Origin of the sequence: Herbaspirillum frisingense GSF30 (assembly GCF_000300975.2) — a bacterium.
GTDB lineage: Bacteria > Pseudomonadota > Gammaproteobacteria > Burkholderiales > Burkholderiaceae_D > Herbaspirillum > Herbaspirillum frisingense.
Window position 1 is genome coordinate 1 of record NZ_AEEC02000023.1, and the last position, 12,893, is coordinate 12,893.

Annotated in this window: 12 protein-coding genes; 5 read left to right on the forward strand and 7 right to left on the reverse strand. The window is 64.1% G+C overall.

All coding sequences use genetic code 11. The features are described 5' to 3' along the window. The first annotated feature begins 450 nt into the window (after positions 1 to 450). Positions 451 to 1,245, forward strand: coding sequence for an enoyl-CoA hydratase-related protein (locus HFRIS_RS15775; protein WP_006464400.1), 795 nt, complete (start codon positions 451 to 453; stop codon positions 1,243 to 1,245). A gap of 23 nt (positions 1,246 to 1,268) precedes the next feature. Here the strand turns inward: HFRIS_RS15775 and HFRIS_RS15780 are convergent, their stop codons facing one another. From HFRIS_RS15780 to HFRIS_RS15800, 5 genes are all read right to left on the reverse strand, one after another. Then, positions 1,269 to 1,646, reverse strand: a complete 378-nt coding sequence (locus HFRIS_RS15780; RefSeq protein WP_006464401.1) for a hypothetical protein — start codon at positions 1,644 to 1,646, stop codon at positions 1,269 to 1,271. Next, the gene (locus HFRIS_RS15785; protein ID WP_006464402.1) at positions 1,646 to 2,233 is read right to left on the reverse strand and encodes an RNA polymerase sigma factor; all 588 of its coding nucleotides are present in this window, start codon (positions 2,231 to 2,233) and stop codon (positions 1,646 to 1,648) included. Before HFRIS_RS15785 ends, HFRIS_RS15780 begins: the two co-directional genes overlap by 1 nt. Before the next feature lie 121 nt (positions 2,234 to 2,354). Beyond that, complete coding sequence (locus HFRIS_RS15790) at positions 2,355 to 4,037, reverse strand: methyl-accepting chemotaxis protein (protein WP_006464403.1); 1,683 nt, start codon at positions 4,035 to 4,037, stop codon at positions 2,355 to 2,357. A 487-nt stretch (positions 4,038 to 4,524) separates the two neighbouring features. Then, positions 4,525 to 5,106 (reverse strand): DJ-1/PfpI family protein, encoded by a 582-nt coding sequence (locus HFRIS_RS15795; protein WP_006464404.1) that lies wholly within the window; start codon positions 5,104 to 5,106, stop codon positions 4,525 to 4,527. 78 nt (positions 5,107 to 5,184) lie between these two features. After that, entirely contained in the window at positions 5,185 to 6,108 is a 924-nt protein-coding gene (locus tag HFRIS_RS15800; RefSeq protein WP_006464405.1) for a LysR family transcriptional regulator, read from the reverse strand. 235 nt (positions 6,109 to 6,343) lie between these two features. Between HFRIS_RS15800 and HFRIS_RS15805 the strand changes: the two genes are divergently transcribed. The 3 genes from HFRIS_RS15805 to mmsB all read left to right on the forward strand — a co-directional run bounded on the left by HFRIS_RS15805 (position 6,344) and on the right by mmsB (position 10,072). Then, positions 6,344 to 7,585 carry an ABC transporter substrate-binding protein gene (locus tag HFRIS_RS15805; RefSeq protein ID WP_006464406.1) on the forward strand — a complete coding sequence of 414 codons (1,242 nt, stop codon included), beginning with the start codon at positions 6,344 to 6,346 and terminating at the stop codon, positions 7,583 to 7,585. Positions 7,586 to 7,659: 74 nt separating this feature from the next. Then, entirely contained in the window at positions 7,660 to 9,168 is a 1,509-nt protein-coding gene (locus HFRIS_RS15810) for a CoA-acylating methylmalonate-semialdehyde dehydrogenase (protein ID WP_006464407.1), read from the forward strand. A 10-nt stretch (positions 9,169 to 9,178) separates the two neighbouring features. Next, positions 9,179 to 10,072 (forward strand): 3-hydroxyisobutyrate dehydrogenase, encoded by an 894-nt coding sequence (gene mmsB / locus HFRIS_RS15815; RefSeq protein WP_006464408.1) that lies wholly within the window; start codon positions 9,179 to 9,181, stop codon positions 10,070 to 10,072. A gap of 115 nt (positions 10,073 to 10,187) precedes the next feature. Here mmsB and denD read toward each other — a convergent pair whose 3' ends face one another. Continuing rightward, the gene (denD, locus tag HFRIS_RS15820; protein WP_006464409.1) at positions 10,188 to 11,162 is read right to left on the reverse strand and encodes a D-erythronate dehydrogenase; all 975 of its coding nucleotides are present in this window, start codon (positions 11,160 to 11,162) and stop codon (positions 10,188 to 10,190) included. Between the two features lie 173 nt (positions 11,163 to 11,335). Here denD and HFRIS_RS15825 point away from each other — a divergent pair, with 173 nt between their 5' ends. After that, positions 11,336 to 12,172, forward strand: coding sequence for a FadR/GntR family transcriptional regulator (locus HFRIS_RS15825; protein ID WP_039876045.1), 837 nt, complete (start codon positions 11,336 to 11,338; stop codon positions 12,170 to 12,172). Positions 12,173 to 12,256: 84 nt separating this feature from the next. Here the strand turns inward: HFRIS_RS15825 and HFRIS_RS15830 are convergent, their stop codons facing one another. Further along, complete coding sequence (locus tag HFRIS_RS15830) at positions 12,257 to 12,832, reverse strand: elongation factor P (protein WP_006464413.1); 576 nt, start codon at positions 12,830 to 12,832, stop codon at positions 12,257 to 12,259. Positions 12,833 to 12,893: the final 61 nt, after the last annotated feature.

Below are 12,893 nucleotides of genomic sequence, written 5' to 3' on the forward strand. Positions count from 1 at the left end.
TCCCCTTCGTCTAGAGGCCTAGGACATCACCCTTTCACGGTGAGTACGGGGGTTCGAATCCCCCAGGGGACGCCAGATAAAAAAGCCCGCGCAAGCGGGCTTTTTTGTTTGGCGTCACCTAGCGATGTGCTTGAGCACATCGCGGGGGGATTCGAAGGGTTTCGCTTGCAAGCGAAACCGGGCCCGCGGCACGTGGGCGAATCCCTCGCTCGCGCAGCGAGCGTTAGCCGACGACTGAACGCGCACCGAAAGCAATCCAGGCCGACCCAGTCAACTGAAGCCCGCGCAAGCGGGCTTTTTTGTTTGGCGGCCGAATCCCTCCTCACCCCCCAGCCCCGCCCGCGCGCATTTGTCTCCGCCATAACATTCACTCCCCCCTTTTTTGCGCTATCCTCCCCGCACCCTGACCTTCGTCACCAATGCAAGGTCAGACAGATCACAGGAGCCCCCATGAGCAGCGCAGCCCATCTCGACATCGATTCCCGTGGCCTGGCCACGCTCACGCTGAACCGGCCGGACGTGCACAACGCCTTCGACGACCAGTTGATCGCGCTGCTGATCGACCTGATCACCCAGGCCCGCGATGATCCACGCACCCGACTGCTGTTGCTGAGCTCGACCGGCAAATCCTTCTCGGCCGGTGCCGACCTGGCCTGGATGCGGCGCATGGCCGATGCTTCGCGCGAGGACAACCTGCGCGACGCCCGCAAGCTGGCGTTGCTGATGGAAACCCTCAACGGCTTCCCGGCACCGACCCTGGCCAAGGTGCAGGGCGCGGTCATGGGCGGGGGCGTGGGGCTGGTGTCGTGCTGCGATATCGTGGTGGCGTCGGAAGCGGCCTTCTTCGCGCTCTCGGAGGTCAAGCTGGGCCTGGCGCCAGCGGCCATCAGCCCCTATGTGATCGCCAAGATGGGGGTGTCGCAGGCCAGGCGCTTCTTCGTCTCGGGCGAGCGTTTTTCCGCCGTGCGCGCCGCTGCCATCGGCCTGGTCCATGAAGTGGTGCTGGCCTCCGAGCTCGACGGCAAGGTGCTGCAATTGATCGATACCTTGCTGGCCAACGGGCCGCAGGCCATGCGCGCGGCCAAGCAACTGGTGCAGGTGGCCAATCCCCTGCAGGTCACGCCGGCGCTGTCGGAATACACCGCCGGGGTCATCGCCGACCTGCGCGCATCGGACGAGGGACGGGAGGGTTTGCGGGCCTTCCTGGAGAAGGGGACGCCTTCGTGGGTCGTTGGTAATCGCTAGTCGTTCGTCCTTTACGGCCGGGCTCAGCGTTCGTCGCGACCACGGCAGAACATGCGGCCGCGACGTCCGCAGCGTTCACGTTCTTCGGGTGTCATGGCTTCCCAGCGTGCGCGCATGAAGCGGCGCTTCTCCTGCCAGCCGCCGTGGCGGCCCCGGAAACCACCGAACAGTATCCGGCACAAGGCCAGCAGGCCCAGCGCGCGCCAGAAGCCGATCGGGTTGACCCCGGGGAAAATCGGCGGCATCACCCAGTTCCAGAGCAGCATCACCACCACGCCCAGCAGCGGCAGGATCAGCACGCAGAGCGCCAGCTTGCCCAGCCACCAGCCACGACCGCCACGGTGACGCCGGGGGCGGTGATCCGGTCCTTGATCGGTCTGCTTGTCTTCCATGTGTTCCATTACATCTCCAATTCGTCATAGACCGCCTGCAGGCGTTCGCGCAGGTGCAGGACGGCGTAGCGCTTGCGCGCCAGCAGGGTATTGAGGCTGGTGCCACTGTCGGCAGCCATTTCCTTGAAACTCTTGCCATCGAGTTCGTGCGCGATGAAGACCTCGCGCTGCGCCTCGGGCAATTCCTCCAGCGCTTCCTGCAAGGCAGTGATCAGGGCGGCGCGGGCATAGGCCGCCTCCGGTCCGTCTTCGCTGGCCGGAAGCAGCAGGTCCAGTCGCCAGGCCTGGTCGGCGCCGTCGAGGTCTTCGGCATCGCGGGACTCGGGCAGCGGTTCTTCCTTCTTCTTGCGGAAGCGGTCGATGATGCGGTTGCGCGCCACCCTGAACAGCCAGGCGCTGACCTGTTCGATAGGCTCCGGCAGGCGGTAGGCCTGGACGAATTCATAGAACACTTCCTGCAGGATGTCTTCGGCTTCGCCCGCGTCGGCCACCCGGCGGCGGATGAAGCCGCCCAGCCGGCTGCGCTCGCGCATGACGGTGGCGGTGATCTCGCGGTCCTGGTCGCTCATCGGGGAGAGTAGGGAAGTGGGCTGCATGCCCTGAAGACGGGCCAGCGCCGCCGATATTGTGTTCTCGGCGAAAAACGCAGCGGAACCGCGATTCTAGCGGTTCCGCCGCCAGCCCGGGGGAGGGCTGCAGAGGTGGCGGGGAGGGGCGTCAGTCGTGCTCGAACACCTTGATCGCCTGGCGCAAGGTGGCCATGCGTTCCTGCATGGCGGCCACGGCGGCGGCGGAGTGCTCGACCATGTCGGCGTTCTGCTGGGTCATGCGGTCCAGCATCAGGGCCGATTCGCTGACCTGGGCCACACCCTGGCTTTGTTCGATCGCGCTGCTGGAGATGTCGCCGATCAGGCTGCGCATGCCATCCACCTCGCTGACGATGCCATCGATGGCCGTGCCTGCCTGCTCGGCGCGGGTGGCACCGGCCTGGCTCTTGGCCACGCTCTGGCTGATCAGGGCCTTGATCTCGCGCGCGGCGTTGGCGCTGCGCTGGGCAAGGGTGCGCACTTCGGCCGCCACCACGGCAAAGCCTCGTCCGGCCTCACCGGCGCGGGCGGCTTCGACGGCCGCGTTCAGGGCCAGGATGTTGGTCTGGAAGGCGATGCTGTCGATGAGGCCATTGATCTCGCCGATCTGGGTCGAGGACTGGGCGATTTCGTGCATGGTCTGCACCACCTGCATCACGATCTCGCGCCCCTGCGCGGCCGCCTCGCTGGTCTGTTGCGCCTGGGCATGGGCGGCCTGAGCCGTGTCGGCGCTATGCCGTACCGCCACCGACATCTGCTCGGCCGCCGCGGCGGTCTGCTGCAGATGGGCATGGGTGGCGGCGGTGCGCTGGCGCAGGTCGGCGTTGTCGTCGGCGATCTGGTGATTGGCTTGATCGAGTCCAGCGAGCTGGGCGGAAACATCGTCGATCAGGGCGCGCAGGTTCAGCCCGGCCTGGTTGACCGCACGCAGCAGCTGTCCGATCTCGTCGATGCGGTCCAGGCCCTGGGTCTGGGCCGGCTGGCCGCAGGCGACCGCCTTGGCCTGTTGCAGTACCAGCGCCAGCGGCGCAGCCAGGCGTCGTTCCAGCCACCAGCCGGCCACGCCCAGTGCCGGCAGCAGGCTCACGGTCAGCGGCAGCAGCGGTGCATTCAGCAGCGCCTGGGCCCCGATGGTCGTCACGGCAACGGCACCCAGAGCCAGTCGGAGGCGCCAGCGTACCGGCATGAGCTGGCCCAGCCGCGTCCACGACCATAATCCCCGGCGGACCACCAGGCCCTGACAGAAGTGCAGCCCCTGGGCGCGGCCCTCGCGGAAGCGGCGATAGAGTGCCGCCGCCGCGCTGATTTCGGCAGTCGAGGGGCGGGTGCGCACTGACAGGAAGCCGCGGATCTGGCCGCCCCGGCGGATCGGCGCGACGTTGGCGCGGACCCAGTAATGATGGCCGTCGGCGCGGCGGTTCTTGACCACGGCGGTCCAGGCCTGTCCCTGCCGCAGGGTGGCCCACATGTCGGCGAAAGCTTCACGCGGCATGTCAGGATGGCGAACGATATTGTGTGGCTGGCCGATCAGCTGGTCGCGGGAAAAGCCGCTGATGTCGACGAAGCTGGAGTTGGCATAGGTCAGCACGCTGCTGGTGTCGGTACTGGACATGAGCGTGGCCTGGGCCGGGAAGGGGTACCCGGCTTCGTCATCGGCCGCCGTGCCGATGAGGCCGGCCTTTGGATGGAGCAGGACGGGCGGCTTGGCCTGGCTGGTGCGGTGGTGGGGCAGATCGTGGGACGGATCGAGGGATGGGGAGGCACCTTGGTCGACACGAGGGACCAGGTCCTGGGGCAAGTCGTTGATCTTCATAGGCGTAAGACGATGGCAATGGCAAAACGATGCCCGGTCCGCGGGCCGGATGGGCCTGTGGACGGCGTGGGTGTGAATGGGAATGAGTGGTCCGGTGCTTCGGCAATCCGTCGGGTCGGATCAGGCAGGGACACGCCTGGCGGGTGGCCGGGTCAGCCGTCCAGGATGTGCACGACGATCATCTGATTTGTTCTCCAGCTGCGTGGGTGTCGCCTGCCGAACTTGCAGACGCGTTTCCGGTTGCACGCCGTGCAACGAGAAAGGCTAGCTTTATAACGCGAACGCGACACCCACCGCCTGGGACTGATTGCGATATGTCAAAACGTGAGTAAAATTCATTCTGGCAATCTTTCCCTGTGGAATGAAGCCTTGTTCATCAACGATCTTCTTCCTCACAATTGCTCATATGGAAATGCGAATGATCTTTCGTTGGGCATGAAAAAAGCGCAGCCCGCGGGATGCGCTTTCGTCACGGCTACAGCTGTCTTCAGAGTTCGATGCGCGTCCCCAGCACCTGCAGGAATTGTGCGAGCCAGGCGGGGTGGGCGGGCCATGCCGGGGCGGTGACCAGCTTGCCATCCGTGATGGCGGCATCTACGGCGATGTCGGCGAAGTGTCCACCGGCCAGTTTCACCTCGGGTGCGCAGGCCGGGTAGGCCGAGACCTTCTTGCCTTCCAGCACGCCGGCGGCAGCCAGCACCTGCGGACCGTGGCAGACGGCGGCGATGGGCTTGTCGGCCTTGGCGAAGGCCTGCACCAGTTCGATCACCTTGGGATTCAGGCGCAGGTATTCTGGGGCGCGGCCACCGGCCACCACCAGGGCGTCGTAGCCGGCCGCGCTGACCTCGTCGAAGCTGGCGTTGAGGGCGAACTGGTGGCCGGGTTTCTCGGTATAGGTCTGGTCGCCTTCGAAGTCGTGGATGGCGGTCTTGACCTTGTCGCCGGCCTTCTTGCCGGGGCACACCGCGTGTACGGTGTGGCCCACCATCTGCAGCGCCTGGAAGGGCACCATGGTTTCGTAGTCTTCGGCGAAATCACCGGTCAACAGCAGGATTTTCTTTGCAGCCATCATCATCTCCTTGGGGGAAGGACCACCGGGCGCGGGGAGGGCGCGCAGCGGCCGGGTTGGAACGGATGTCTTGTCGATCTACGGCGAGTCCAGCCAGCGCATCTGCCGCGACTGGCCCATCAGGAAGTCGCGGTTGAGCTCCACGCATTCGCGCAGATAACTCCACAGCGCCGAGACCCGCGCCACATGCCGCTGCTCGCTGGAGGCCACCAGCCAGAAGGTGCGCGTGATGGCGATCTCGTCGGGCAGCACCGGCACCAGTTGCTCGGACTGCTGGGCCAGGAAGCAGGGCAGGATCGCCAGCGCGCGCCCGGCGCAGGCCGCCGTGTACTGCGCCACCACGCTGGTGCTGCGGAAGGCGCGGAAGGCGTCCGGCGCCACCGTATCCTTGTAGCGCAATTCTTCACTGAAGACCAGATCGTCGATGTAGCCGATGAAGTTATGTTGCGCCAGATCAGACACGGTGTGAATGGTCGGGTGCTGGGCCAGGTACTCACGTGAAGCATAAAGCTTCAGGACATAGTCGGACAGTTTTGTGACCACGTAATTACCCGACAAGGGACGCTCGATGGAGACGCTGATGTCGGCCTCGTGCTTGGACAGGTTCACGAAGCGCGGCATGGGCAGCATGTCCACCGTGATATGCGGATTGCGGGCGCAGAAGTGGGCAATGTGCGGCGCCAGGACGTAGGTGCCGAAACCTTCGGTGGCACCCAGGCGTACCTGGCCGGAGAGCTTGCTGTTGTGGCCGCCCAGTTCCTCGGTGGCAGCGTAGAGGGTGCTTTCCACCTGTTCGGCGTATTGCACCAGCCGATAGCCGTCGGCGGTCAGCTTGTAGCCGTGGTTGTTGCGGTCGAACAGCTGGCTGCCGACCTGTTCCTCGAAGCGCTTCATCCGGCGCGAGACGGTGGAGTGGTCGATGCCCAATTTCTTGGCCGCATCCACCAGCCCCTGGCTGCGCGTGAGTTCGAGGAAGACCCTCAGGTTGTCCCAGTCCAGCATCTCGTCTCCATGGCTTTTCCTGATCTTGGATTTGCATTGATGCAAAAGTGTTTTGTCTTTGTGGTTATTGTATCGATAAATACGCACATGCAGAATAGCGATGCCGCAATGGCACCCAAGTGGTGCAGAGGTCGCCAGGCGGCAGGAGGATCACGGCAAGGCCCGGCATCGGGATATCGAGCACATCGATACCCACCGGGCGGGCCGACAACAATCACAAGATCAAGGAGACAAGATGCGCAAGAACGCTTTCGGCCGTTCCCTCTCGGCCGCTGCGGTGGCCTGTACCGTTTCGCTGGTGGCCAGCGTGGCGCCCGTCACCAATGCCATGGCGCAGGATGCCAACACGGTCAAGATCGGTGTGCTGACCGACATGTCCGGCCCGTATTCGGCCATGGGCGGCCAGGGCTCGGTGGTGGCGGCCAAGATGGCCGTGGAGGATTGCCTCAAGAACGAATGCAAGGGCATGAAGATCGAGGTGCTCTCGGCTGACAACCAGAACAAGCCCGACGTGGGCGTGACCCGTGCCCGCGAATGGCTGGATCGCGACAAGGTCGAGGCCATCGCCGACCTGACCAATTCCTCGGTGGCGCTGGCAGTGCAGAAACTGATCAAGGACAAGGGCGGCATCGCCATGTACAGCGGCCCGGCCACCGGCGCGCTGACCACCGCCGAATGCGCGCCCAACGGCTTCCACTGGATGTTCGATACCTACTCCCAGGCCGCCGGTGCAGCGGCGGCGCTGACCAAGCTGGGCAACAAGTCCTGGTACTTCGTGACGGTGGACTATGCCTTCGGTCATTCGCTGGAGAAGGATGCCTCCGATGTGGTCAAGGCCAATGGCGGCACGGTGGTAGGTTCGGTGCGCCACCCGCTGAACGCCTCGGACTTCTCGTCCTTCCTGCTGCAGGCGCAGGCGTCCAAGGCACAGGTGATCGGCCTGGCCGATGGTGGCACCGACGTGGTCAACGCCATCAAGCAGGCGCGCTCGTTCGCCATCGGCGGCAAGGACCAGCGTCTGGTGGCGCTGCTGGTGTTCCTGTCGGATGTGCATGCGCTGGGCCTGGAGGCGGCACAGGGGCTGGTCTATACCGATGGGTTCTACTGGGATTACGACGAGCAGACGCGCGCCTTCTCCAAGCGCTTCGAATCGCAGTTCAAGAACATCAAGCCGACCATGGTGCAGGCCGGTGTCTATTCCAGCGTCTATCAGTTCCTGAAGGCGCGCTCTGCCGCCAAGACCTCCGACTGGAAGGTGGTTTCGCAGAAGATGCGCGAGATTCCGATCTCCGACGCCGTCATGCGCAATGCCTCCATCCGTCCCGATGGCCGCGTGATCCACGACATGTACCTGTACCAGGTCAAGACCCCGGCCGAATCCAAGGGCGCCTGGGATTACCTGAAACTGCTGTCGGTGATCCCGGCGCAGCAGGCCTTCCGTCCGATGGATGCGGCCTGCCCGCTGGTCAAGCAGTAATCGGTCAAGCCGGGAGCGCTGCTCCCGGCCGTGCTCTCCCTACCTCTCATCACCTCTTCACACTGGAAACTGCAATGAGCCAAGCCAATATCCCCAACGTTCCCCTCTACCTCAACGGTGAAAAGGTGCAGTCCACTTCCAAGGAGTGGCGCGACGTGCTGAACCCGGCCACCCAGGAAGTGGTGGCCCGCGTTCCCTTCGCCACCAAGGAAGAAGTCGATCGCGCCGTCGCCAACGCCAAGGAAACCTTCAAGACCTGGCGCAATACCTCGCTGGCGCAGCGCATGCGCATCATGCTCAAGTTCCAGCAACTGCTGCGCGAGAACATCGCCCCGCTGGCCGAACTGATCACCCGTGAACACGGCAAGACCCTGCCGGACGCCGAAGGCGAAGTCATGCGCGGCCTGGAAGTGGTGGAGCACGCCTGCTCGATCACCTCCCTGCAGCTGGGCGAGCTGGCCGAGAACGTGGCCGGCGGCGTGGACGTCTACACCCTGTACCAGCCGCTGGGCGTGGGGGCGGGCATCACCGCCTTCAACTTCCCGGTGATGCTGCCTTGCTTCATGTTCCCCATCGCCGTGGCCTGCGGCAATACCTTCGTGTTGAAGCCGTCCGAACAGGACCCCACTTCGTCGCTGTTCCTGGTCGAACTGGCCAACCAGGCCGGCCTGCCGCCGGGCGTGCTCAACGTGGTGCATGGCGGCCCCGACGTGGCCAACATGATCTGCGACCATCCGGATATCAAGGCGGTCTCCTTCATCGGTTCCACCCATGTCGGCACCCATATCTACCGTCGCGCCAGCGAAGCCGGCAAGCGCGCCCAGTGCATGATGGGCGCCAAGAACCACTGCATCGTGCTGCCCGATGCGCCCAAGGACCAGGCCATCAACAACCTGCTGGGTGCGGCCTTCGGTGCGGCCGGCCAGCGCTGCATGGCCAACTCGGTGGTGGTGCTGGTGGGTCAGACCCGCGAGTGGATTCCCGAGATCGTCGAACGCTCCAAGGCCATGAAGGTCGGTCCCGGTACCGACCGCAAGGCTGATGTCGGCCCGCTGGTCTCCAAGGCCGCCAAGGAGCGTGTGGAACGCCTGATCGCCCGTGGTGTGGAGCAGGGTGCCAATCTGCTGCTGGATGGCCGCAATTGCACCGTGGCCGGTAACGAGAAGGGCAACTTCGTCGGCCCCACCGTCTTCACCGGCGTCAAGCCCGAGATGGATATCTACACCCAGGAAATCTTTGGCCCGGCCATGTGCATCGTGGAACTGGAGACGCTGGACGAGGCGATTGCCTTCATCAACGCCAATCCGAACGGCAACGGCACCTCCATCTTCACCAGCTCCGGTTATGCGGCGCGCAAGTTCCAGAACGAGATCGACGTCGGCCAGGTCGGCATCAACGTGCCCATCCCGGTGCCGGTGGCCTACTTCAGCTTCACCGGTTCGCGTGCTTCCAAGCTGGGCGACCTCGGTCCCAACGGCAAGCAGGCGGTCACCTTCTGGACCCAGACCAAGACCGTCACCGCGCGCTGGTATGCGCCCGATGAAGAGGCTGGCCAGGTCAACACCACCATCACCCTGAAGTGAGGAGAGCAGCATGAGCGCCAACATCGTCTTCATCGGCCTGGGCAACATGGGGTTGCCGATGGCGCAGAACCTGGTCAAGGCCGGCTTCTCGGTCAGCGGTCATGACCTGGTCAAGGCCAGCGTGGACAAGCTGGTCCAGACCGGCGGCAAGACCGAAGCCGATTCCATGGCGGCGGTGGCCAAGGCCGACGTGGTCATCACCATGCTGCCGGCCAGCCGGCACGTGGAATCGCTCTACCTGGGCGAGGCCGGTGTGCTGGCCGCGGCCCGGCCGGGCACGCTCTTGATCGACTGTTCCACCATCGCGCCGGAAGCGGCACGCAAGGTGGCCGCAGCGGCCCGGGAGCGCGGGTTCGAGATGCTGGATGCGCCGGTCTCCGGTGGCACCAATGGCGCCACCGCCGGCACCTTGACCTTCATGGTGGGCGGCAGCCTGCAAGCCTTCGAGGCGGCCCAGCCCTATCTGCAGAAGATGGGAAAGGCCATCTACCATGCCGGCGAGAGCGGCAGCGGCCAGACCGTCAAGGTCTGCAACAACATGCTCCTGGGCATCCTGATGATCGGGACCTCGGAAGCCATCCGCCTGGGCATTGCCAATGGCATGGACCCCAAGGTGTTGTCGGAGATCATGTCCAAGAGCTCCGGGCGCAACTGGACGCTGGAAGTCTATAACCCTTGCCCCGGCGTGATGGATACCGCGCCGGCTTCCAAGGGCTATGCCGGCGGCTTCGGTGTGGACCTGATGCTGAAGGACCTGGGCCTGGCCGTGGAAAACGCGCTGGCGACCAACTGCGCCATCCCGCTGGGGGCGGCGGCCCGCAATCTGTATGACATCCACAGCATGAATGGCGCCGGCAAGCTGGACTTCTCCAGCATCTTCAACATGCTGGGCAAGGCGCAGTAAGCCACCCGGAGAGGCTGCAAACGAAAAGGGACGACCTGCGGGTCGTCCCTTGCTCTATCTTTCATGTTGCTGCATGGAGAGCTGCAGCTAGTCACTTCACTTGCTGCTCACTTCCTCACTTCTTTACTTCATCCTCGATATGGGCGCGGATGATGTCGGCGAAGCTGGCATCTGCGGTGAAGCCCAGCGCTTTGGCGCGCTTGGCTTCGAACTGGCCGGGCCAGGAGTTGACGATGCGCTTGATGGCTTCGTCTTCCTTCCATTCGATCAGTTTGACCACGTCCGCACCGGCCACCTGTTCCAGGGCATCGACCATGTCCTTGACGGTGACGCACAGGCCGTCGATGGACAGGAAGCGTGCCAGGCCCAGATCCGCGCCATTGATTTCATGACCGTGGATCAGGTTGGCGATGGCCTGGCGCGGCGACATCAGCCACATGCGGGTGTCCGGCGTGACCGGGCAGACCGAGGGCTGGCCATTGAGCGGTTCGCGGATGATGCCGGAGGCAAAGCTGGAGGCCGCCTTGTTGGGCGCGCCCGGGCGCACCGAGATGGTGGGCATGCGCAGGGCGCGACCGTCGATGAAACCCTTGCGTGAATAATCCTGCACCAGCAGTTCGCCCATCACCTTTTGCGCACCGTAGGAACTTTGCGGCATCAGCAGGGTGTTGTCCGGCACCACGGCCGGCAGTTCGCCACCGAACACCGCCACCGAGCTGGTGAACACCACGCGCGGCTTGCTGCCGACGGCGCGGGCACGTTCCAGGATGACGCGGGTGGCGTCGAAGTTGATCTTCATGCCCAGGTCGAAGTCAGCCTCGGCGTGGCCGCTGACGATGGCGGCCAGGTGGAAGATGGATTGCGTCTCGGCGGTGATGACGCGCTCGATCACGGCGGCGTCGGCGATGTCACCGGTGACCGCTTCAATGCGCGGATCATTGAAGCCCTGGGCCGGCACCACGTCCAGCAGGGTGATGCGCTTGATCTCCTGCTGCTGGCCGTCGCGGCCGGTGAGGGTGCCGCGCTGCAGCAGCTGGCGTGCCAGTCGGCTGCCCAGGAAGCCGGCGCCGCCGGTGATGACGATATGCATGTGTTCTCCTCGTGGTCTGTGGTCGCTGGTCTGGGTCGGGGGACCTGGCACCAGGCGCATGGTTGCAGTATCTGGGCTATCTGCCCGTTGTTCGACTGCGATTATAGCAAAGTTGTAATACAACTTTGCGCGCGTTTGAAAGAAGTCGCAAAAGCCAAAGATGGCGCGGTATCATGCGCGCCATGAAGACATCCTCCTCCTCCAGGCCGCAGGGATCGGCCCTCGCATCGATGGCGGCGAACGTGCGCGGCAAGACCACGCTGGCTGACCATGTCACCAGCGTTCTGGCGCAGCAGATCCGGGGCGGCGAGTTTGCACCTGATGCGCGCCTGCCTTCGGAGATGGAGCTGACCGAACGCTTTGCGGTGAGCCGCACGGTGATCCGCGAGGCGATTTCGCGGCTGAAGTCAGAAGGCCTGGTCGGTTCGCGGCGGGGCAGCGGGACGGTCGTGTTGCCGGTGACCCAGACCACGCCGTTCCGGCTCGATCTGGGCGGGGATGATGGCCGCGATTCCATCCAGGCCGTGCTGCGGGTGATCGAGTTGCGGCGTGGGGTCGAGGGTGAGATGGCGGCGCTGGCCGCGCAGCGCCGCAGCAAGGCGCAGAACCAGGCCATCCAGCTGGCCTTGCAGGCCATCGATGCCGCTGCCGCCGCCGGCCGCGATGGCGTGCAGGAAGACTTCGCCTTCCATGCTGCCATTTCCAATGCTTCGCATAATCCGCTCTATACCTCGCTGGTGCAGTTCCTGAGCCAGTTCCTGCATGCCGCCATCCGCGTGGCACGGATGAACGAGGCGCGCAGCAGCGAGTTCGTGCAACAGGTGCGCGCCGAGCATGCGGCGCTGGCTGCGGCCATCAGCGCGGGCGATGCCGACGCGGCACGTACGGCGGCCTTGCTGCATATGGAAAATTCGGCCAAGCGTATCCAGGCGGCGGACAAGGCGTTCTGGGCCAGTGCCGAAGGACAGGCGGCGGCACGCGACCTGGCGCGGGTAAAGAGCGGGAATTGACTGCGGAAGACCGCCGGGATGGTGGCTGAAGAGGCATAAAAAAACGCTGCACGAGGCAGCGTTTTTTATTGGCATCGGCAAGGATCAGCCGCGCACGACCTTCTTGTATTCGTTGGTGCGGGTGTCGATTTCGATGTCGTCATCCTGGCTCACGAACAGCGGCACCATCACGACGATCTGGTTGGCTTCGATGGCGTTTTCGATCTTGGCTTCCTTCAGGACGTTGCCCGAGGTGTTGCCCTTGACGGCCGGTTCCGAGTAGGCAACCTTGCGCACGATGGTGGTGGGCATTTCGACCGAGATGGCCTTGCCGTCATAAAACACGGCTTCGCACTGCATGCCGTCCTTCAGGTAGCCGATGGCGTCGCCCATGTTCTCGCCTTCGATTTCGTACTGGTTGTACTCTTCGTCCATGAAGACGTACAGCGGGTCAGCGAAGTACGAGTAGGTCACCGGCTTCTTGTCCAGCACCACGACGTCGAACTTGTCGTCGCCACGGAAGACGCTTTCCTGGGGGCTGTTGGTCAGCAGGTTCTTCATCTTCCACTTGTAGGTGAAGCCGGTACGGGAAGAACCGTTGACGTCCGAGCGCAGGACGATCATGGGCTTGCTGTCGACCATAATGATGTTGCCGACGCGGATTTCTTTTGCAAATTTCATAGCGATGTGTCGTGAAAAGTAGGTTTTTTCAAACTGTCAGTAGCCCACTGGTAAAACTTCA

Excerpts from the sequence above, each read along its gene's own strand:
- denD (WP_006464409.1), bottom strand. The coding sequence starts at position 11,162 with ATGCATATCGTCATCACCGGCGGCGCCGGCTTCCTGGGCAGCCGACTG.
- HFRIS_RS15805 (WP_006464406.1), top strand. The coding sequence starts at position 6,344 with ATGCGCAAGAACGCTTTCGGCCGTTCCCTCTCGGCCGCTGCGGTGGCC.
- HFRIS_RS15830 (WP_006464413.1), bottom strand. The coding sequence starts at position 12,832 with ATGAAATTTGCAAAAGAAATCCGCGTCGGCAACATCATTATGGTCGAC.
- mmsB (WP_006464408.1), top strand. The coding sequence starts at position 9,179 with ATGAGCGCCAACATCGTCTTCATCGGCCTGGGCAACATGGGGTTGCCG.
- HFRIS_RS15775 (WP_006464400.1), top strand. The coding sequence starts at position 451 with ATGAGCAGCGCAGCCCATCTCGACATCGATTCCCGTGGCCTGGCCACG.
- HFRIS_RS15790 (WP_006464403.1), bottom strand. The coding sequence starts at position 4,037 with ATGAAGATCAACGACTTGCCCCAGGACCTGGTCCCTCGTGTCGACCAA.
- HFRIS_RS15795 (WP_006464404.1), bottom strand. The coding sequence starts at position 5,106 with ATGGCTGCAAAGAAAATCCTGCTGTTGACCGGTGATTTCGCCGAAGAC.
- HFRIS_RS15800 (WP_006464405.1), bottom strand. The coding sequence starts at position 6,108 with ATGCTGGACTGGGACAACCTGAGGGTCTTCCTCGAACTCACGCGCAGC.
- HFRIS_RS15825 (WP_039876045.1), top strand. The coding sequence starts at position 11,336 with ATGCGCGCCATGAAGACATCCTCCTCCTCCAGGCCGCAGGGATCGGCC.
- HFRIS_RS15810 (WP_006464407.1), top strand. The coding sequence starts at position 7,660 with ATGAGCCAAGCCAATATCCCCAACGTTCCCCTCTACCTCAACGGTGAA.
- HFRIS_RS15785 (WP_006464402.1), bottom strand. The coding sequence starts at position 2,233 with ATGCAGCCCACTTCCCTACTCTCCCCGATGAGCGACCAGGACCGCGAG.
- HFRIS_RS15780 (WP_006464401.1), bottom strand. The coding sequence starts at position 1,646 with ATGGAACACATGGAAGACAAGCAGACCGATCAAGGACCGGATCACCGC.